Genomic DNA, 20,571 nt, shown 5'->3' with positions numbered 1-20,571 from the left:
TAGTCCACACAGTTCTAGCGCCCAGCGCAAGTGGCGGCCCCGGCGGGTCGCCAAAAACGCGGCCGGGGCCCTCTCCGCGCGGCACTCTACGGGGCCGTCCGAGCGCTCAGGCGGCCAGCAGGGCACGCGCGGCGCGCTCGATCGCGTCCTCGCCGACCAGCACGTGGTCGGCGGCCGGGCCGAGCGGCAGGAAGGTGTCCACGGCGGCGACGCGCCGGGCGAGGCCGACATAACCGGCGTCGACCAGGGCGGCGAGCACTCCCTCGCCGACCCCGCCGGAGCGGCGGGTCTCGTCGACGACCAGCACCCGGCCGGTGGCCCCGGCCTCGCGCACGATGTCGGCCAGCGGCAGCGGGGCGAGCCAGCGCAGGTCGACGACGCGGCAGCCGTGGCCCTCTTCGGCGAGACGCGCGGCGACGCGCAGCGACATGCGTACGCCGTTGCCGAAGGTGAGCACGGTGAGTCGGTCCCCGGTGCCGTAGGAGTGGCTGCGGGCGCGGCCGACGGGCACGTGCGTGTCGGCCCAGCGGTCGGGTGCGGTGTACGGGCTGAGCCAGCCGCCGTCGCCATCCTGATGCAGGTCGCGGGTGTGGTAGAGGGCGATGGGCTCCAGGAACACGCTGACCGTGCCGTCGACCTCGGCGGCGGCGACACAGGTGCGCAGCATGGCCGCGGCGTCGTCGGCGCGCGACGGCACCGCGACGACCAGGCCGGGGATGTCCCGCAGCACGGCGACGGAGTGGTCGTTGTGGAAGTGCCCGCCGAAGCCCTTCTGGTATGCGAGCCCGGCGATGCGTACGACCATCGGGTTGCGGTAGGCGCCCTGGGAGAAGAAGCGCATGCTGGCGGCCTCGCCGCGCAGCTGGTCCTCGGCGTTGTGCAGGTACGCCAGGTACTGGATCTCGGGGATGGGCAGCAGCCCGCCGAGCCCGGCGCCGAGTCCCAGGCCGAGGATGGACGTCTCGTCGAGCAGGGTGTCGAAGACGCGGGCCGGGCCGAAGCGGTCGCGCAGGCCCTTGGTGACCCCGTAGACGCCGCCCTTGCGGGCCACGTCCTCGCCGAAGACCATGGCCTGCGGGTGGCTGATCATGAGGTCGGACAGGGTGGCGTTGACGGCCTGGGCGAGCGTCTGCGGGCCGGCCTGCTCGGGCAGCTTTCCGCCGAAGATCCGGTGGCGCTCGGCCAGCGCCGCACCGGCGGCCCGCTCCCCGGCCCGCGCGATGGTCCTGGCGACGCGCAGCGGCCGGCGCGGGGCCAGCGGGGCGACGACCTCCGCGGCGGAGGCGAGCTTCGGCTCCTCGCGGACCTGGGCGGCGGTCTGCTGCACCCGCCAGCCGATCTCGTCGTACCGGCTGAGCAGTTCCATCGGGCTGGCCTGCCCCGCGTCGACGAGTAGGCGGGCGGTGCGCAGCAGCGGGTCCAGGGTCAGGTCGTGCTCGATCTCGGCGGGAGTGCGGTAGGCGAGCTCGGCATCGGCCCCGGCGTGGCCCATCAGGCGCACGGTGCGCAGGTGCAGCACGGCGGGGCGGCGGTGCCTGCGCACCCAGGAGACCGCGGAGCGGGCCACCGCGTACGTGTCGGCGAGGTCGCACCCGTCGGCGTGGTAGTAGCGCAGGCCGGGGCGCGAGCGCAGCGTGGTGCCGACCCAGCCGGCGGGCGAGCGCACGCTGATGCCCAGCCCGTTGTCCTCGCATACGAACAGCAGCGGCAGCCGCAGCCCGGTGAAGTCGGACCAGCCCGCGGTGTTGAAGGCCGCGACGGCGCTGGCGTGGTTGACGGAGGCGTCGCCGAACGAGCAGAGCACGACGGCGTCGCGGGGCCAGGCGGGCGGCACGAGGGCGGGCCCGCCGGACTCGGCGGCGTGCCGCCCCGGCCGGGCGGCCAGGCCCTGCCTGGACCGTTCGACGGCGAAGGCCAGGCCGACCGCGCGGGGCAGGTGCGAGGCGATGGTCGAGGTCGTCGGGATCACGTTGAGGTCGGTGCTGCCGAACACCTTGTGCCGGCCGCCGGCGATGGGTTCGGCGGCGCTGGCCACCACGCCGCGCAGCACGTCGCGGATGGCGTCGACCTTGCCCTCGGCGAGCTGGCCGGCGCGGGCGGCGTAGAACGCGCCGGAGCGGTAGTGCAGCAGCGCGGGGTCGGTGGGGCGCAGGGCAGCGGCGACGCCCGCGTTGCCCTCGTGACCCGCCGAGCCGATGGTGTAGTACCCGGCGCCGTCGGCACGCAGCCGCCGCGCGGCCAGGTCCAGGTGCCGACTGGTGACCTGCGCGTCGAAGAGTTCCCTGGCCATGGCCCCGGTGAGGCCGCTGTCGGGGCGCACCGTCGCATGCGGATCGCCGTTCGGCGGGCCACCGGCGGGCCACGCCGCCAGCGCGCTCCGGAACCGTTCGTCGAGATCATGAGAGGTGCTCACGCTGCACAGCATTACCCAGAGGGGGCAGGGGCGACCACCCGGATCGGTGATCGGACACGCCACACCACTCCACAAGATGGACGATTTATCCAGATTTACCCATAATCTGCGTCATGGCTCACCGGTCCCCCCGTGCCCGTCGTCTTCTGCTCGCCGCCGCAGGTCTCGGCCTGTTCGCCGCGCTTGCGCCCCAGCAACCCGCCGCGAACGCGGCCACGGCCGAACGCGCGCCCGCCGCCGCGGAGGAACCCGCCGTGCTGGTCGGTGCCGGTGACATCGGCAGCTGCCTCAGCGACGGCGACGAGGCCACGGCGAAGCTGCTCGACCGGATCCCCGGCACCGTGTTCACCCTCGGCGACAACGCCTACGTGGCCGGCACCGCCGAGCAGTTCCAGAAGTGCTACGAGCCGTACTGGGGCCGCCACAAGGACCGCACCCGCCCGGTCATCGGCAACCACGACATGCGCACCGACGAGGGCGAACCGTACTACGAGTACTTCGGCGACGCGGCGGGTGAGAAGGGCAAGGGCTGGTACTCGTACGAGCTCGGCGGCTGGCAGGTCGTGGTCCTCAACTCCAGCTGCGACCTGGTCGACTGCGAGGAGGACAGCGACCAGGCCGAGTGGCTGCGGGAGGAGCTGGACTCCTCCGACGCGAAGTGCACCGTCGCGATGTGGCACCACCCGTTGTTCACGTCCGGCTGGAAGCACGGGTCCGACCCGCGGGTGAAGCCGTTCTTCCAGATCCTGTACGACCACGGGGTGGAGGTCGTGCTCAACGGGCACAACCACCACTACGAGCGGTTCGCCCCGCAGACCCCCGACGGCGAGCTCGACCGCGACAAGGGCGTACGCCAGTTCACCGTCGGCACCGGCGGCGGCGGCCTCAACGGCTTCAGCGACACCATCGCGGCGAACTCGCGGGTCCGCAACGCCGACACCTTCGGCGTCCTGAAGCTCGCGCTCTACCCGGATTCCTACACCTGGAAGTTCGTGGGCCAGGGCGGCAGCACGTTCACGGACCTCGGCGGCGGCACCTGCCACTGACCTGAGCCGGCGGGACGGCGCAGCGCCCGGATCGGCAGGCGCCTGCGGCGGACCGTCACGGCCCGCAGTTCGCCACGCACGCCGTGACCGGGCCGTCCGCGGTGACCTGCACGACGATCGGGCCCCGCGGGCCGGCGGTGACCAGCGTGGACGGCAGGTCGTACCGGCCCAGCCGCAGCCACGGCACCTCGGCGGTACGCGTCGAGCAGTCGGCGGCCAGGCACCGCACCACCGAGAGCACCATCGGATCGAGCGACGGCCCGCCCATGCACCACTCGAAGCAGCTGAGGCGTCCCGGCCGGGACACCGCCACCACCAGATCGCCGCGGTCGTCCAGGCCCACGCCTGCCAGGTCCGGGCTGCCGGGCAGGTCCTGCCACACGGCCGGCACGGGTCGCAGGTACAGGCGGTCGCAGTCCCTGGACCCGCAGAAGGCACGGTAGGCGCGGGACGGGTCGTCGTCCTGGCCGCCCCCGTCGGTCCACATGACGATCGGGCCGCCGCCGTCCCGGTCGTAGGCGGTCACGAAGGCCGACGGCCGGGGCAGGAACTCCTCGGCGCTGTCCAGGGCCACCTCGGCGCAGCTCGCCTTGCATCGCCAGGCAGCCACGTCCCGATCGTCGGCCGGTTGCTTCATCTGGTCGTTGACCCCGGCGACCAGCAGCACCCCGCCCGCGGGCAGGACCGTGACCGACACGGCCAGCAGGTATTTGTCGGGCACGTCGAGCCGCAGCGGCCGCTCGGCGCAGCGGTCCGCGGCGTCGCACTCGACGAGCGTGAGCGTCTGCGAAGCCTGCTCGCCGTAGCCCAGCCCGGGCACGTGCAGCGCGACGACCCCGCCGTCCGGCGTGACCGACGCGGCGTCGATCCGCTGACGGGTGATCTCCGCCGTGGTCCGGACCGCGCATCGCAGGTCCCGGCAACGTGTCACCGTCGCCTGGGCCACGATCACGGGCAGGCCCTGCGGGTCGAGCCCGACCACCTTCGGCCACTGCGCCGTGTCCGCGGTCGCCAGCACCGGTCGCCCGCCTGGATTGACGACGGCGGCCGCCGCGAGCAGGACCGCCGGGAGGGCGTACGCGGCGAGCCAGGCACGGGGCACGGACCGCACCCGCGGCCCGGCCAGCCGGGACAGGGTGGCGTCGACCAGGGCCAGGTCCGCCGCCCGCCCCGGGTCACCGTCGGCGCGTGGCCGCAGGTAACGCCCCGCTGTCGCACGTGCCTGCTGCGCGACCAGCACCGAGACGACCAGCAGCTGAAATGCCGACGTCACACCCACGATCAGCGGCGCGACTGCTGCGGGCAGCACGGCCGAAAGCAGGTCCCCGGCCAGGCCCAGCAGCAGTGCGACGGGAAGCGGCACGATCAGCAGCAACGTCAGGTCGCTGCTGGGCGCCGAACGGTCCTTGCGCAGCTCGGCCGCGTGGGTGGCCGCGCTCCGGCCGGCGTTCTCGAACAGCCGCAGCGGCAGCGCGGGGAACCGCCCGAGCAGCGCCCGTGCCGGCAGGATGAGCAGTGGCGAGGCGAGGGCCAGCAGGCCCACCAGGAAGATCGAGGTGCCGTAGGCCAGCCAGCGCATCGTCGCGTAGAGCACCGCGACGGTGACCGCGTACGGGACCAGCCAGGCCAGGATGTCGACGGCCCGCCGAGCCGCTTCGCGCAGCGCGGCCGCCGGTGCGACGAGGACGCCGCGCTCGCGCCCCGCGGCCACCAGCACGCCCGCCGCCAGCGCCAGCGCCCACAGCGGCAGCCAGATGAGGATGCGCACGCCCAGGCTCGTGCCGGGCAGGACCGCGCCCTGTGCGACGAAGTCCGCGTCGGCGATCGTGATCCCGTGGTCGATCAGCCAGGCCAGGGCCAGCGGCACCGCGGCGGTGAGCAGCGCGGCACCCTGGTCGGGGCGGACGGTGGCAGCCATGTTCCGACGCTACGAAATCGACTGATCACGCGCTGCCCGCGACGGCCACGGTTCGGCATCGGCCCGGCCGCGAATCGGGCCGGACCGATGCGATGCCGTGGCTCAGTCGCGCCAGCCGGAGATGTCGACGCCCTTGGCCGACTCGACGCGCAGGGCGAAGTGGATCTCCTGGGTGGAGTTCGGGGCCAGGGCGAGTTTCCAGGTGTAGACGCCGAGATCGGACCGCTCGGCGGGCTCCGGTTTCGCGCTGAGCTCCTTGACCGTGATCTGGGCGTCGCGGGACACCGGCAGCTGGTCGAGCACGGTGACGGTGACCTGGCGCGGGCTGTGGTTGGCGACCGTGATCCTGTATTCGGCGTCGGTGCGGCGCGATGAGCCCAGCGTGGCCTTGCTCGCGTTACGCCGGACCAGTTCGCGCTCGACACGGACCCGGTCGTCGACGCCCAGGGCCAGCTCGCGCTCCTCCTGCGGGGCCCACGGCTCCAGCCTGGTCGAGCCGACGAAGTCGCCCTCGTGGAAAAGTGCCGCCGCACCGCCGGGCAGGGTGTGCCCGGACGTGTTGGGCACGGTGGCGCGCAGGGTGGCCTCCTCGGCGCGTACCGGCGCGGTGATGTGGTCCAGGCGGGCGGCCAGGTCGAAGCGCGCGATGAGGGTGCGGTGCGCGGTGCCGTCGGCGGGCACGGCCACCGGCTTGAGCGGGGTGTACGTCGCCGCGACCGGCCCCTCCTCGACAGTCGCGCTGGTGTCGCGCACCGCGGCCCGCGCCTTGGGCATCATCGTCTGCATCGGCGCTGCCCCCGGAGCGGGTGGCGGCGGGGCGGACATCGGCATCGCGGCGGCGGCGTAGGCGACCGGCATCGGGCGCATCACGTCGACGTACCAGGGGTCCAGTTCGGGCACCTCGAGCGCGCCCGCCGGGCGGGCCGTGGACAGCTTGAGCGCGCACTCCGGCCAGTCCTCGCCGGTACGCTGGATGATCATGCCGTGCCAGGTCAGCGTCAGCGTCTCGCCGGCCAGCCGCAGGTCGTAGCCGCTGCTCCAGCTCGCACCGGGCACCACGTAGGACAGCTCCAGCTCGATCTCTCCGGCCTCGTCGACCTCCAGCAGGATCTCGGCGGCCAGCCGGTCCGGCCGGGTGCTGCCGCGCAGGTCCGTCAACCGGCGCTCGGTCGCCGTCCGGCGGCGGTGCAGCTCCAGCCGCTCGCGTTCGCGGCCGCGGCGACCCGCATGGATCGCGGTGAGCTGCTCGTCCAGCCCGTCGGCGAACCGGTTCGCCGCCGTCGGCTCGCCCGTGGCCAGCGCCCCCGCGCCGCGCATCGCCAGCCGGCCCAGGAAGCGCTCACGGGCGGTCGCCACCTTGTCGGTGTCGTCGAGGACCGCGATCGCCGCCTCGATCTCACGCAGTTCCGCCTCCAGCGTGGTGACGGTCTTGTGCGACGTCACCGGCTCGCGCCGGGTCACCACGTTCACCCCGGCGACGGCCGCCGGGCCGTGCCCGGAAACCCGCACCGAGTCGCGCAGCAGGTTCAGCGGCAGCGGTCCACACGGGACGCGGTGCTCGCCGGGCGTCAGGGTCACCATGGCGCGGCGGGTCACCCGCGCTCGGTCCGGGAACACCGTGACCGCCACGATCGGGGCGTCGACCAGGTCGAGGCCTTCCGCGCTGAGGCTCATGCCTGCTCCTCGCCGCGCTCGTCGGCAGCGACGACCCGTGACCCGCTTCGCCCGCTGCGCTCGCGCACGCCCGCACCCCGCCGTGTCCCCCGTCGGTCTGACCGTCCCGTAAATCGTTCGCTCATGAAACGAGGCTACCCAAACCGCTGTAAGGGAAGCGCCCCAATGGGGCGGGGCGGCCGCGGCTGGGTGCCGCGACCGCCCCGTTCTGCTGGGAGGAATCAGGAGCAGGCGGCGCCGTTCAGGGTGAACAGGGCCGGGTCCGGGTTGGGGCCGCTCGCGACGTCGCCGATGAACCCGAAGGTCACCGACTTGCCGGGTGCGATGACCTTGTTCCAGGCGAGGTTCGTCGCGCTGACCGTCGCACCGGATTGCGCGACCGACGCGCTCCAGACGTCGCCGACCGACTGCGCGCCCAGGAACGACCAGCGCAGCGTCCACCCGCTGATCGGGGCGGAGCCGGTGTTCTTGACGGTGATCTGGGTGTTGAACCCGGCCGGCCACTGGGCGTGCTTGGTGTAGGTCACCTTGCACGTGGACGCGGGTGTGGCAGCGCCGTCACCCTGGCCCGCGAGGAAAGCGGCCACCCAGGCCAGCGGGGCGTTCCAGTTGATGGTCAGCTCGTTCGTGGACCACGAGTCGATCTCATCGATGTAGCAGAACTGCCCGACGCAGCCGGTCAGCTTCTGCTGCGCCAGCGGGTCCTGGATGGACGAGTTCGGGCCGCCGGACAGGGTGCCCTTCGGCGGGTTCGGCAGGTCCGGGTTGAGCTGGTGCGCGTACCAGCGGCTGTGCTGGTTCTTGGCGTGCACCTCGCCGTAGCCGGTCACGTAGGACATGTTCAGCGCGTTGCGGCCGAACAGGTAGTCCGCGCCCTGGGTCACCGCGTCGGCGAACCGGTCCTGGCCGGTGAGGTCGTACGCCGCCGCGAGCACCACCAGGTTGTTGGCGATCTGGCTGTTGGAGCCCCAGTCGTAGGAGTTGTTCGCCGGCTGGTACGGCACGCCGTACGGGTGCGCCTCGATCGCGGCCAGGTACTCCTCCGCGCCGGACACCACCGAGGCGCGTACCGCTGCCCGGCCGGGCAGCGCGCTGGGCACCGTGGCCAGGTCGAGGCGGCCCAGCGCGGCCAGCGACTGCCAGCCGAAGCCGTTGCTGCTCCACACGTCGGCGGTGTGCAGCGGCGAGCCGGTCACCGCGGCCTGGTACTGGCTCTCCCCCGTGGTCAGGTAGAGCTCGGCGGCCGCCCAGTAGAACTCGTCGGTCACGACGACGTCGTCGTACGTGCCGCCGCCGGTGCCGTCGGACGGGCTGGCGTAGATCGCCGGGTGGGCCAGCGCCGCCGCGTACGCGGTGCGGGCCGCGGCCAGGTTGCGGGCCGCGAAGGCCGCGTCGTACGGGGCGTACACGCGGGCCGCCTGCGCCGCCGCGGCGGCCAGGTTCAGCGTCGCGGCGGTCGACGGCGGGTGCAGCTCGCGCACCTTGTCGTCGAGGTGCGGCAGCAGCGGCAGGCCGGTCCACTCGGCATCGTGGATCTTGTGGTGGGCCATGCCGGCCAGCGGCTCACCGGCCGGGACCTGCATCTTCAGCAGGAACTCCAGCTGCCAGCGGGCCTCGTCGAGGATGTCCGGCACGCCGTTGCCGCTCTCCGGCAGGTTCAGCTGGCCGTCGGGGAAGGGCTGGGCGGTGGCGGCCCACTTGCCGCGCTCGAACTCGTTGACGAGCTGGAACACCGAGATACCGCCGTTGACGACGTACTTGCCGTGGTCACCGGCGTCGTACCAGCCGCCGGAGACGTCCAGCGAGTAGTCGCAGACGCCCGGCTGGCACGGCACGGAGGTGTCGCCCTTGTTCGGCGCGACGCCGACGTGGCCCGCCGGGCGGCCGTAGCCGGGCCGCAGGCCGTCCAGGATCTCGACGCCCGAGCGCTGGGTGTAGAACATCTTCAGCGCGTCGTCGCGCAGCCCGGCGTAGAGGTTGCCGGCCAGGTCGAACGGGCGGCTGGTCTCGCCGTCGGCGACCAGGGTGTAGCCGGCGCCCGCGACCGCGTACCCGCTGAAGTCGATCGAGTGGACGTTCTGGCCGGAGCTGGCGTCCACACCGCGCGGGGTGGTGTCGCCACTGGCGACCACGGCCCCGCCGGCGTTCTTGAGCTGCCAGGGCAGGGCTGCCGTCGCCTCGGTGACCACGGTGGCGTTCTTCGGGCCCTTGGTCAGGTAGCCGACCTGGTTGACCCGCACCCGGGGGCCGGTGTCGGGCTGGTAGACCTCGGGCGCGGCGCCGCCCTTGAGGGAGATGTCGTCGAGGCAGATCCGCCAGGGGGAGGCACTGCCACCGATCTGAAACGCCACCTGCGCGTTCGGAAGGGAGACGGGCGCGGTGAAGGTGTACGAGTAGCCGGTGGCAGTGCCGGTCATCAGCGGATTCGCGGCGAGGAACTGCGTCCACGGGTCCACCGGCAGCTGGATGAGCGCCTTGCCGACCTTGTCGGGGGTCGCGCTCGCGGTGAACGTGTAGCTGTAGGTCTCTCCGGCGACCAGCGGGATGTTGTCCTGCCCGATGATCACGTCCCACGGGTTCACGGTGCCGCCCGGGATGTCGGCGCACAGCTGCCCGCTGCTGGAGTCGAGCGTGATGTTGCCGGTCCCCCACCAGGGGGCGTGGCCGGAGGTGAAGGTGCCGTTGACGATCTGCTCGGGGGGATCAGCCGAGGCGGCGGCGGCGGTCAGGCTCGTCGACACGAGCCCGGCCACGGCGGCCAGCGCGATCAGCACGGGTCTACGCACTGGGGGTTCCTTTCGATGGAGCGATCGGTGTTGCATCGAAAGCGGGCGTGAGCAGCCAGAATGCGCCACAAATGCTGGGAGCGCTCCCATCTGCGCCCATGAATTATTGCCGCCGCGTTTCCGGAGTGTCAATCGCCCCTGCAGTGGAGGCGTGGAAGTTTCAGCCCGCGAGGAAGGAGAGGCGGACCTGGCGGGTGGGGTTGTCGCCGTTGGTGTCGACGAGGCAGATCGACTGCCAGGTGCCCAGTGCGATACGGCCGTTCAGGACCGGCAGGCTGGCGTACGGCGCGACGAAGGCGGGCAGCACGTGGTCGCGACCGTGGCCGGGTGAGCCGTGCCGGTGCTGCCAGCGGTTGTCGGCGGGCAGCACGTGCTCCAGCGCCGTGAGCAGGTCGTCGTCACTGCCCGCACCGGTCTCGATGATCGCGATTCCGGCCGTCGCGTGCGGCACGAACACGTGCAGCAGGCCGTCTCCCCGGCCCGCGACGAACTTCGCGGCCTCGTCGGTCAGATCGACCACGCTCGCGCGCGAGCCGGTGCGTACGGTGAGCACGGTGCTGTCCATGAGGACAACTTAGGACAGCACCGTGCGGCGGCGGTCAGTCCCCGCCGCCACCGCCGTCGCCGCCGCCACCGCCGCCACCGTCGCCGCCGGAGTCACCCGAGTCGCCGGAGTCGTCGCTGTCGTAGTCGTCGTCATGGTCGTGGTGGCCGTGCGAGTGGCCGCCGCCGCGCCGGCGGCGCTTTCGCGGGGCGAGCAGCAGGACCAGGCCGAAGATGATCACCAGCGGAGCAGCGAAGCCGGCGATGCGCTCCAGACCCGCGGGCGGCAGGAAGGCATACCCCTCCATGCCGGTGATCGCGACCGCCGGGATCGAGTCCTTGTTCGGCTCGACCTTGGCGGCGACGTCCGGCCCGACCAGGCGGCCGCTGTCGCGCAGCGGGCCGATCACCCAGCTGAGCTCGCAGTTGCCGTAGATGCCCGCGTATGGCGGGGCCAGGAAGTCCTTGTTGCAGGTCCACTCATCACCGTTGACCCCTGCCGTCACCTTTTCCCCGCCCAGATCGGCCAGGAGGGGGAAGGTCGTGTTGACGGCGAGCAGGAATCCGTATGCGATGAGAAGGAGGCCGAGGAGTCGTCGCATGGGCGGCAATCTAATCGGCGTACGCCACTGAAACGGGTCCCCGGTCGTGAAGCCGACCGAAATGTTACTGGTCAGTATGCGTGTCGCGTGTCGCATCGCATGGCGGTACGCGTGACGAATCCCCCACCGGAGGGGCAGGATGGGTCGAACAGACAAACTCTGTGTCTAGACCGATCATCACTACAACTACGAGGGAACGCCTGTGGCCACCGAACGCAAGCGCCCGGTGATCAGCGACGGCCTGCCGAGCCAGCTCCCGGACATCGATCCCGAGGAGACGGCCGAGTGGGTGGAGTCGCTCGACGGAGTGATCGACGAGCGAGGCGCCAAGCGCGCCCGGTACGTCATGTTGCGCCTGCTGGAGCGGGCTCGTGAGCGGCAGGTCGGCGTCCCCCCGCTGACCGCGACCGACTACATCAACACGATCCCCAGCGAGCGCGAGCCGTGGTTCCCCGGCGACGAGCACATCGAGCGCCGGCTGCGCGCGTACATCCGGTGGAACGCGGCCATGACCGTGCACCGGGCGCAGCGCCCCGGGGTCGGCGTCGGCGGGCACATCTCGACCTACGCGTCGTCCGCCTCGCTCTACGAGGTCGGCTTCAACCACTTCTTCCGGGGCAAGAACCACCCCGGTGGTGGCGACCACATCTACTACCAGGGCCACGCCTCCCCGGGTATGTACGCGCGCGCGTACCTCGAGGGCCGGCTCACCGAGCACCAGCTCGACGGGTTCCGCCAGGAGCTGTCGCACCCGGGTGGCGGGCTGCCGTCGTACCCGCACCCGCGCCTCATGCCGGACTTCTGGGAGTTCCCCACCGTCTCCATGGGCCTGGGCGGCCTGAACGCGATCTACCAGGCGCGGTTCAACCGCTACCTGCACCACCGCGGCATCAAGGACACCTCGGACCAGCGAGTATGGTCCTTCCTCGGCGACGGCGAGATGGACGAGCCGGAGACCCTGGGCGCGATCGGCCTGGCCGCGCGCGAGGAGCTGGACAACCTCACCTTCGTGATCAACTGCAACCTGCAGCGCCTGGACGGCCCGGTCCGCGGCAACGGCAAGGTCATGCAGGAGCTGGAGGCGTTCTTCCGGGGCGCCGGCTGGAACGTCATCAAGGTCGTCTGGGGCCGCGAGTGGGACCCGCTGCTCGCCCAGGACACCGACGGCGCGCTGGTCAACCTGATGAACGTGACGCCCGACGGTGACTACCAGACCTACAAGGCGGAGTCCGGCTCGTACGTGCGCGAGCACTTCTTCGGCCGCGACGCGCGCACCCGCAAGATGGTCGAGCACATGTCCGACGACGAGATCTGGGGTCTCAAGCGCGGCGGCCACGACTACCGCAAGCTCTACGCCGCCTACAAGGCCGCGACGGAGCACACCGGTCAGCCGACGGTCATCCTCGCCAAGACCATCAAGGGCTGGACGCTGGGCTCGCACTTCGAGGGCCGCAACGCCACGCACCAGATGAAGAAGCTGACGCTGGACGACCTGAAGAGCTTCCGCGACCGCCTCTTCCTCGACATCCCGGACTCGGCCCTGGAGTCGAACCCGTACGAGCCGCCGTACTTCCACCCCGGTGCGAAGAGCGACGAGATCGGCTACCTGATGGAGCGGCGTGCGGCGCTGGGCGGTTCGCTGCCCTCGCGCAACACCAAACACGTGCCGCTGCAGCTGCCCGAGCACAAGGTCTACGCGGACCTGAAGAAGGGCTCCGGCAAGCAGAAGATCGCCACCACGATGGCCTTCGTCCGGCTCTTCAAGGACCTGATGAAGGACAAGGTGATCGGCCACCGCTGGGTGCCGATCATCCCCGACGAGGCGCGCACCTTCGGCATGGACTCGCTGTTCCCCACCGCGAAGATCTACTCGCCGCACGGCCAGCAGTACACCTCGGTGGACCGGGAGCTGTTCCTGTCCTACAAGGAGTCGACGGCCGGGCAGATCCTGCACGAGGGCATCAACGAGGCCGGCTCGGTCGCCTCGTTCACCGCCGCGGGCAGCGCGTACGCCACGCACGGCGAGCCGATGATCCCGGTCTACATCTTCTACTCGATGTTCGGGTGGCAGCGTACGGCCGACGGCCTGTGGGCGGCGGCGGACCAGATGACGCGCGGCTTCCTGCTGGGCGCCACCGCGGGCCGCACCACGCTCAACGGCGAGGGCCTGCAGCACGAGGACGGGCACTCGCACCTCATCGCGGCGACCAACCCGGCCGCCGTGGCGTACGACCCGGCGTTCGGCTTCGAGATCTCGTACATCGTCGAGGACGGCCTGAAGAGGATGTACGGCGAGACGCCGGAGGACATCTTCTACTACATGACCGTCTACAACGAGCCGTACGTGCACCCGGCGGAGCCCGCCGACGTGGACGTGGCCGGCCTGCTCAAGGGCCTGTACCGGTATGCCCCGGCGACGGTCGAGGGCCCGAAGGCGCAGATCATGGCCTCCGGCGTCGGCCTGCACTGGGCGCTGCGCGCCCAGCAGCTGCTGGCCGAGGACTGGGGCGTGGCCGCCGACGTGTGGTCCGCGACCAGCTGGACCGAGCTGCGCCGCGACGCGATCGAGACGGAGCGGCACAACCTGCTGCACCCGGACCAGCCCGCCAAGGTGCCGTACGTGACCCGGGCCCTGCAGAACGCGCCCGGCCCGAAGGTGGCCGTGTCCGACTGGATGCGCGCCGTCCCGGACCTGATCTCCCGCTGGGTCCCGGGCGACTACACCTCGCTCGGCACCGACGGCTTCGGCATGTCCGACACCCGCTCGGCCCTGCGCCGCCACTTCAACGTCGACGCCGAGTCGGTCGTCGTGGCGGTCCTGGCCCAGCTCGCCCGCGCCGGTGAGGTCCCCGCGACCGCCCCGGCCGAGGCGGCCCGCAAGTACGCCATCGACGACGTCCTGGCGGCCCCCGCCGGCGAAACCGGCGGCGACTCCTAACAAGAAGGAACGGCACCTTCACATCGCTCGGCGATGTGAAGGTGCCGTTCTTAACCACGAAGGCCCCGTGACTTGGCGTCACGGGGCCTTCGTGGCGTCCGTCCCGGCGCGCCGCCGGTTGGCGGCGGGCGAAGATCGCTGTTTCCGGTCAAGATCTGCGGTCAAACCATAGTTTTTGACCCGAAACAGCGATCTTCAGCCGCCCGAGGCACCGCGAGGCGGCCAGGGCGCGTGGGCCGGGCAAGGTTGGCGGGGCGGAACGGGCAGGCGGCGACCGCGGTCAGGATCGGGCGGCCCAGAGCAGGCCGCGTTCGGTGAGCGTGCGGATCTCGGGGATGTCGAGGTCGGGCAGGTGGTGGCCGACGGTGGAGACGAAGATCCGGCCCAGACCCCACTGCCGGGTGTACACCGCCGGGTGGGTGACCGGCTCGTGCCAGGGCTCGCCGTCCTCGACGGGGAACGTGATGGTGGCGAGGACGTCGTTGAGCGGGTCGGCGAGCATCCAGTAGCGCTCGGTGTTCAGCGCGACGGTGCTGATCCCGGCGACGATCGGATGGTCCGCCCGTTCCGGCAGCACGGTCAGGGGGTGCGGGACGAAGTCGCCGGGGTGGCAGGTGAACCAGCCGCCGGTGAGCCACTGGTAGCGGCGTTCGGTGAACGCGGCCACGATGCCGCCGTGCCAGCCGGCCAGGCCGGTTCCGGCGCGGACGGCGTCGTCGAGGTTGCGGGCGCGGTCGGGGGTGAGCGCGTCGCCGCCCGCGGTCCAGCAGTTGACGATCAGATCGGTGCGGGCGAGCAGTGCGGCGTCGTCGTACACGACCAGGTCGTCGGCGGTGTCGACGGTGAAGCCCTGGCCTTTGAGGAACGGCAGGAAGCTGTCGGTGGTGCCGACGGGGTCGTGGAACTCGGCCCCGCCCCGGACGATCAACGCGCTACGCATGGCGAACAGGGTAAACGCTTTCCTTCCGGGCGACGAGGGCCGGTCACCGGACGGCGGCGACAGGCTCGGCAGCGGCCGGGGCCGGCGGCGGCACGGACAGGCCGATCCGGCGCACCCCGGGGGCGAGCACGGTGCCGAGGCAGGCGACGGCCACCACGACCGCCCCGGCGAGCAGCGGCACCTGCGGCGACCACGCCGCCGCGGCCAGCGGCGCGAGCGCGTAGCCCACCGGGGTCGCCGCCAGCGAGCACAGCCAGTCGTACGACGTGACCCGGGCCAGCGCCTGCGGCGGGATCTCGGCCTGCACGACCGTCTCCCACACCGGGTTGAGGAAGCCGAGCGCCGCCATGGCCAGGCCGTACGAGCCGATGACGGCCGGGGCCGGGGCGGCGACCGCCAGCAGTGCCAGCGGCAGCGCGTAGGTGGCCAGGCCCAGGTTCGCCACCAGCACCGGACGCCGCGGGCGAACCCGGCTCGCGACCAGCGAACCGAGCAGCAGGCCCGCCGCTCCGGCCTCCAGCACGAGCACCCAGGTCGCGTCGCCGCCGAGCCGGTCGACGGCGATGGCCGGACCGAGCGTGATCAGGACCGCCGCGGCACCGTTCCACGCGGCGTGGGCGATGAGGCTGGTCCAGTACCAGTCGCGGGAGCGGACCTCGGCCCAGCCCGCGGCCAGGTCGGCCAGCAGGGTGCGGCGCTCGACCGGCACCCGGCGCACCCGGATGACGGCCAGCAGGATCGCGCTGACCGCGAACGAGGCGCCGTCGAGCACGAACGCCCAGCCGGCTCCGGCGGACAGGATCAGCACCCCGGCCAGTGCCGGACCGGCCAGCCGGGTGACGCCGGTGGCGACGGCCATCGCGGCGTTGGCCGCCTGCCGCTGCGAAGCGTCCACCACCCCGGCGACCAGCGGTGACGTGGTGGGGATGGCGAACGCGGAGGCGACTCCGCCGACCGCGGACGCCACCGCCAGGTGCGCGAGCACCGGATCGCCACCGATGAGCGCACACCCGACGAACACCTGCGCGGCGCACCGGACGAGGTCGGCGGCGAGCGCCACCAGGCGCGGGTCGTACCGGTCGGCGAGCACGCCGCCCAGCGGCAGCAGCACCAGGCGGGGCACCATCGCGCAGCCCAGCACCAGGGCCAGCGCGCCGCTGGATCCGGTGGCGTGGTGCACGGCGATGGCGAGTGCCGCGGGGATGACGAAGTCGCCCAGCGAGGACAGGGTGCGACCGATGAACAGCAGCCGGAAGGCGCGTTGGCGCAGGGGGTGGGCCATGCCGCCCAAGATATTTCGACACCGAATTATTTGTCAACGAACAATCCAGAGTCGAAGGACCGCTGCCGTCATAGGATCACCGGCATGGAGCCTCGCGACCGGGTGGACGCGCACGTCGCCCGCTGGCTGCCCGTGCTGCCCGACCTCGACCCCGACGTCGAGGCAGCGGTGACACGGATGAAAAAGCTGTCCGACCACCTGCGCCGGGTACGCGAGCAGTCGCTCGTCGACTTCGACCTGCAGCGCCACGAGTTCGACACGCTGCACTCGCTGGCCGGGCGGGGCGGCCGCGCCGCGCCGTCGGAGCTGGCCGGCGACCTGGCCATGGCGCCCGCGACGGTCACCGGCCGCCTCGACGGGCTGGAACAGCGCGGCTTCATCCGCCGCACCCACTCCGTCTCGGACCGACGGCGGGTCGACATCGAGCTCACCGAGTCCGGTCGCGCCGCCTGGCTCGGCGCGATGGACGTGCTGGGCCACGAGGAATACCGGTTGCTCGGAGCCCTGAACGCGGACGAGCGCCGGACGCTGGCCGATCTGCTGCGCCGGGTGATGCTCGCCGCCGAGCAGCGCTGACGCCGCCGAGCAGCAGCTCAGGACGGCGGTTGTGGCACGGCGGCTAGTGTCGGGACATGCCCCCGGAAGACCCCGCCACCGCCCTGCCCAAAGTGGGGCTGCGCACCCTCTGGCCGTACCTGCGCGCCCACCGCTCCTCGCTGCTGCTCGTCGCCGCACTGTCGCTGGTCACCACCGCCGGCACGCTGCTGCAACCGGTGCTGACCCGCAACGTGCTCGACGGGCTCGGCGCGCGCACGCCGATCGGCCCCTGGGTGGTCGCGCTGGTCGGCACCCTGGTCGGCGTCGCAGCAGTCGACGGCTTCCGGCATTTCCTGCTCCAGCGCACCGCGGAGGGCCTGGTGCTCACGTCGCGCCGCCGCCTGGCCGGGCACCTGCTGCGCCTGCCCATCGCCGAGTACGACCAGCGCCGCACCGGTGACCTGCTGTCCCGCGTCGGCGCGGACACCACGCTGCTGCGGGCCGTGGTCACCTCGGGGCTGTTCGACACCGTCAGCGGCGCGATCATGGTGGTCGGCGCGGCGACGGCGATGGTGCTGCTGGACCCGCTGCTGTTCGGGGTCACCCTGATCGGCCTGGTCATCGGCCTGTCCGGCGGCATCTTCTTCGCCCGCAAGGTGCGCGGCATGTCCCGGGACGCGCAGGCGCGCATCGGCGAGATGACCGCCGCGGTCGAGCGGTCCATCACCGCGGCGCGCACGATCCGGGCCAGCCGCGCCGAGGACCGCGAGACCGCGACCGTGGCGCACAGCGCCGAGCAGGCGTACCACGCCGGGGTGCGGATCGCCCGGTTGCAGGCGATCGTGCAGCCCGCCATGGTGACCACCATCCAGGGCTCGTTCCTGCTAGTGCTGGGCGTCGGCGGGGCACGTGTCGCGTCCGGCGCGATCACCGTCGGCGACCTGGTCGCGTTCGTGCTGTTCGTGTTCTTCCTGGTGATGCCGCTGGGCCAGGCACTCAACGCGTACACCCAGCTGCAGGCGGGCCTCGGCGCGCTGCAGCGGATGGAGGAGGTGCTGGTCATCCCGCTGGAGGGTGCCCGCGACGACACGGCGACCGCGCCGACCGGGGGCGCGAGGGCTTTGGTGGGCGCTCAGCCGTCGTCCGCCTCGGCCCGGTCGGCCGCCTCGGCCCGGTCGGCCGGTGCGGCAGCGTCGGCGCATGCGGCGGCGTCGGCCGGTGCGGCGGTGGCCGGGGCACCGGCGATCGAGTTCGACCGGGTCGGTTTCGGCTATACCGACGCCGAGGGCCGGGTAGGTGAGCCGGTGCTGCGCGAGGTCAGCTTCCGGGCCCCGGTGGGTACGCGTACCGCGCTGGTCGGGCCGTCCGGGGCGGGCAAGTCGACGCTGCTGTCCCTGGTCGAGCGGTTCTACGAGGTGACCTCGGGCAGTCTGCGGATCGACGGCGTGGACGTGCGGGAGCTGAGCCACGAGACGCTGCGGTCCCGGCTCGGTTACGTCGAGCAGGAGTCGCCGGTGCTGGCCGGCACGCTGCGGGAGAACCTGCGCCTGGCCACGCCCGACGCGACCGAGGAGCAGATGCGCACCGTGCTCGCCGCGGTCAACCTCGACGAGCTGGTCGACCGGACCCCGCTGGGGCTGGAGGCGCAGGTCGGCGAGGGCGGCGTACTGCTGTCCGGTGGGGAGCGGCAGCGGCTGGCCATCGCCCGTACGCTGCTGGCCGCGCCGCCGATCCTGCTGCTGGACGAGCCGACCAGCAACCTCGACGCACGCAACGAGGCGGCGCTGCGCTCCGCCATCGACACCGTCGCCCGGGGGCGCACGCTGCTGATCGTCGCGCACCGGCTGTCCACCGTCGTGGACGCGGACCAGATCGTGGTGCTGGAGCACGGCCGCGTGGTCGCCACCGGAAGCCACACCGAACTCCTCGACACCAGCCCCCTCTACCGCGAACTGGCCGCCCACCAGTTCCTCGTCGACCCCGCCCCCGACCCCGCCTGACCCCCACCGACGCGCCCCGCCCCGACCGCCCACCCGCCACCCCGTCACCCCGTCACGTGCATAGACGCTGGCCTATCTCATCGAGAAATCGTAGATCATTCTCGATGAGATAGGCCAGCGTCGATAAAAAGCGCGGACGTCCTGCCCAGCCGGATCAGCCGGCGATCGGGGCCGCGGCGGCGAGTTCGGCGGTGCGCTGGGTGAGGTCCATGCGGCCGGTCAGCTCCCAGGGCGCCTGGAACGGGAAGTACGCCTCCATGAAGTCGCGCACCATCGCCGTCTGCTCGTCCATCTCCCCGGCCGCCGAGTTGGTGTCGTTGAGGCAGAACACGTCGACGTTGCGCTGGCGCACCAGCCGGGCCAGCATGATCGGCGCGACCAGGCGGCCCAGGTCGATGTAGACGTGGCTGATCGAGCCGGGCACCGAGCGCCCGGTGCTGTGCGCCCAGTAGTGCGCCAGCGACGACGGGATGGACAGGTCGCCGCGGTCGCGGAACTGGTGCGAGGCGGTCGCGTGCGACTCCTCGCGCAGCTCGGTCTCGATCTCCTCCAGCACGCCGCGCAGCAGCGGGTACGGCACGTGCCGCATCTTCTGGTACAGCTGGGTGCCGAAACGCGTCTGGAGCAGGCGGCGGTTGTTCTTCGCGGCGACGTCCACGGGTGCGTCGGCGGGCGCGGGCGGGTTCACGTCCACCAGCGAGCTGGACGGGAAGAACTTGGCCACGCCGTTGGCGAAGAAGAACTGGGTCGGCAGCACGGGGCGGCCCAGGATCATGTCGTCGTTGAAGTAGAGGAAGTGCTCGTGCAGGCCCGGCACCCGGTGCAGGCGCGACTCGATGGCGTGCGAGTTGAAGGTGGGCAGCACGCCGACGTCGCCGAAGATCTCCTTGTGCGAGACCAGCGTGACGTACGGCGAGGTCGGGTCGAGCCAGGACGGCGTCTGGTCGTCGGTCACCAGGTAGATGTGGTTGACCCAGGGCGCGAACGCGTGCAGCGAGCGCATCGAGTAGAGCAGCTCGTCGCGTGAGGTGAACCGGGAGTCGTTGGTGGCGAGCCCGGCGAACGAGTCGTCGGCGTCCTCGCCGAGCGCCTGTGCCTTGCGGCTACGCCAGGCCGGGTCGTCGCCGTCCACCCAGGTGTAGACGACGTCGATGGGGAACTGCACGTCGTTGGGGCCGGGCTCGGCGTAGACGGCGCGGCTGCGGTAGCGGGGCTCGGCGTCGCGCGGCACGAACGCGGACAGGCGCGCGGCGGCGACGTACTGCGTCGGGTTGTCCACGCTGACGACCGTGCCGACCTTGTGGTTGCGCGGGCCGACCTGGCGCGGGGCCTGCCAGCCCTGCTGCTTCACGGTCGACCAGAACTCGACCTCGCAGGCGTACGCGCACTCGGTGAGCGGCGTGGTCGCCGAGCCCGCGGCGACCCGGTAGACCTGCACCACCGCGCAGCGCTGCGGGCTGACCCGGCGGCCGACGGTGTCCAGGGTCCGGATGACCGTGTCCCCGGCGGACCTGCCGCGCAGCAGGCGCAGCACCTGGGCGCGGTGCTCGGCCGCGACGGCGACCGCGCTGCGCCGCGGGTCGGTGTGCGGCACGCAGAAGTAGTCCACGCCGTCGGCCTCCAGCAGCCCGATCACGGTCTGCAGATTGTCGTGCCACGCGTGGGCGGGCGACGACCCGCCGGCCGGGGTCGCGGAGCCGGGGGTCCGGGTGCGCGAGGGTCCACCGACGAGCAGCTTGGCGATGCGGACCCGTTGGCGCAGCGGGAGCCGGTAGGCCGCGGCGCGCAGTGCGGGTCTCGGCAGGAGGCGTTTGACAATCTGCTTCACAACAACCCAACATAGTGTATAAGCCGCATAGGACTGCGTATTTGGTTAATAAGGACATTCATGT

General features: G+C 72.1%; 13 protein-coding genes. 4 read left to right on the top strand and 9 right to left on the bottom strand.

Features of this window, described 5'->3' with window-relative positions; translation table 11 throughout:
- Nucleotides 1–106: 106 nt before the first annotated feature.
- Nucleotides 107–2,425: a thiamine pyrophosphate-dependent enzyme gene (locus tag FLL47_RS07190; protein ID WP_144119634.1), complete on the bottom strand. Its 2,319-nt coding sequence runs from the start codon at nucleotides 2,423–2,425 to the stop codon at nucleotides 107–109.
- Nucleotides 2,426–2,526: 101 nt separating this feature from the next.
- Here FLL47_RS07190 and FLL47_RS07185 point away from each other — a divergent pair, with 101 nt between their 5' ends.
- Nucleotides 2,527–3,459, top strand: a complete 933-nt coding sequence (locus tag FLL47_RS07185) for a metallophosphoesterase family protein (protein ID WP_144119633.1) — start codon at nucleotides 2,527–2,529, stop codon at nucleotides 3,457–3,459.
- 55 nt (nucleotides 3,460–3,514) lie between these two features.
- Here FLL47_RS07185 and FLL47_RS07180 read toward each other — a convergent pair whose 3' ends face one another.
- The 5 genes from FLL47_RS07180 to FLL47_RS42720 form a co-directional block, all read right to left on the bottom strand.
- The gene (locus tag FLL47_RS07180; protein ID WP_144119632.1) at nucleotides 3,515–5,377 is read right to left on the bottom strand and encodes a hypothetical protein; all 1,863 of its coding nucleotides are present in this window, start codon (nucleotides 5,375–5,377) and stop codon (nucleotides 3,515–3,517) included.
- Nucleotides 5,378–5,479: 102 nt separating this feature from the next.
- Nucleotides 5,480–7,051 carry a DUF4139 domain-containing protein gene (locus tag FLL47_RS07175; RefSeq protein ID WP_144119631.1) on the bottom strand — a complete coding sequence of 524 codons (1,572 nt, stop codon included), beginning with the start codon at nucleotides 7,049–7,051 and terminating at the stop codon, nucleotides 5,480–5,482.
- Between the two features lie 221 nt (nucleotides 7,052–7,272).
- Entirely contained in the window at nucleotides 7,273–9,873 is a 2,601-nt protein-coding gene (locus tag FLL47_RS07170; RefSeq protein ID WP_144119630.1) for a glycoside hydrolase family 9 protein, read from the bottom strand.
- 124 nt (nucleotides 9,874–9,997) lie between these two features.
- Nucleotides 9,998–10,402, bottom strand: coding sequence for a secondary thiamine-phosphate synthase enzyme YjbQ (locus FLL47_RS07165; protein WP_144119629.1), 405 nt, complete (start codon nucleotides 10,400–10,402; stop codon nucleotides 9,998–10,000).
- A 34-nt stretch (nucleotides 10,403–10,436) separates the two neighbouring features.
- Nucleotides 10,437–10,982 carry a hypothetical protein gene (locus tag FLL47_RS42720; protein WP_186315593.1) on the bottom strand — a complete coding sequence of 182 codons (546 nt, stop codon included), beginning with the start codon at nucleotides 10,980–10,982 and terminating at the stop codon, nucleotides 10,437–10,439.
- A gap of 202 nt (nucleotides 10,983–11,184) precedes the next feature.
- On the opposite strand from FLL47_RS42720, the gene aceE reads away from it, so the two are divergent.
- On the top strand, nucleotides 11,185–13,920 hold the full coding sequence (aceE, locus tag FLL47_RS07155; protein WP_144119628.1) for a pyruvate dehydrogenase (acetyl-transferring), homodimeric type: 2,736 nt from the start codon (nucleotides 11,185–11,187) through the stop codon (nucleotides 13,918–13,920).
- Nucleotides 13,921–14,200: 280 nt separating this feature from the next.
- Here aceE and FLL47_RS07150 read toward each other — a convergent pair whose 3' ends face one another.
- Both FLL47_RS07150 and FLL47_RS07145 read right to left on the bottom strand, forming a co-directional pair.
- Complete coding sequence (locus FLL47_RS07150; RefSeq protein WP_144119627.1) at nucleotides 14,201–14,860, bottom strand: ThuA domain-containing protein; 660 nt, start codon at nucleotides 14,858–14,860, stop codon at nucleotides 14,201–14,203.
- Between the two features lie 43 nt (nucleotides 14,861–14,903).
- Nucleotides 14,904–16,142 carry an MFS transporter gene (locus FLL47_RS07145; RefSeq protein WP_144119626.1) on the bottom strand — a complete coding sequence of 413 codons (1,239 nt, stop codon included), beginning with the start codon at nucleotides 16,140–16,142 and terminating at the stop codon, nucleotides 14,904–14,906.
- Between the two features lie 84 nt (nucleotides 16,143–16,226).
- Between FLL47_RS07145 and FLL47_RS07140 the strand changes: the two genes are divergently transcribed.
- Both FLL47_RS07140 and FLL47_RS07135 read left to right on the top strand, forming a co-directional pair.
- Nucleotides 16,227–16,718 carry a MarR family winged helix-turn-helix transcriptional regulator gene (locus tag FLL47_RS07140; RefSeq protein WP_144119625.1) on the top strand — a complete coding sequence of 164 codons (492 nt, stop codon included), beginning with the start codon at nucleotides 16,227–16,229 and terminating at the stop codon, nucleotides 16,716–16,718.
- A 56-nt stretch (nucleotides 16,719–16,774) separates the two neighbouring features.
- Nucleotides 16,775–18,679, top strand: coding sequence for an ABC transporter ATP-binding protein (locus tag FLL47_RS07135; RefSeq protein WP_144119624.1), 1,905 nt, complete (start codon nucleotides 16,775–16,777; stop codon nucleotides 18,677–18,679).
- Between the two features lie 154 nt (nucleotides 18,680–18,833).
- On the opposite strand, the gene FLL47_RS07130 is transcribed toward FLL47_RS07135, so the two are convergent.
- Entirely contained in the window at nucleotides 18,834–20,507 is a 1,674-nt protein-coding gene (locus tag FLL47_RS07130; RefSeq protein ID WP_144119623.1) for a stealth family protein, read from the bottom strand.
- Nucleotides 20,508–20,571 lie beyond the last annotated feature (64 nt).

It is taken from the genome of Catellatospora sichuanensis (assembly GCF_007483665.1).
In the GTDB taxonomy this organism is placed as follows: Bacteria; Actinomycetota; Actinomycetes; order Mycobacteriales; family Micromonosporaceae; genus Catellatospora; species Catellatospora sichuanensis.
The sequence above is the reverse complement of the archived record's forward strand: the minus strand, read 5'-3'. Positions and strand labels throughout refer to the sequence as shown.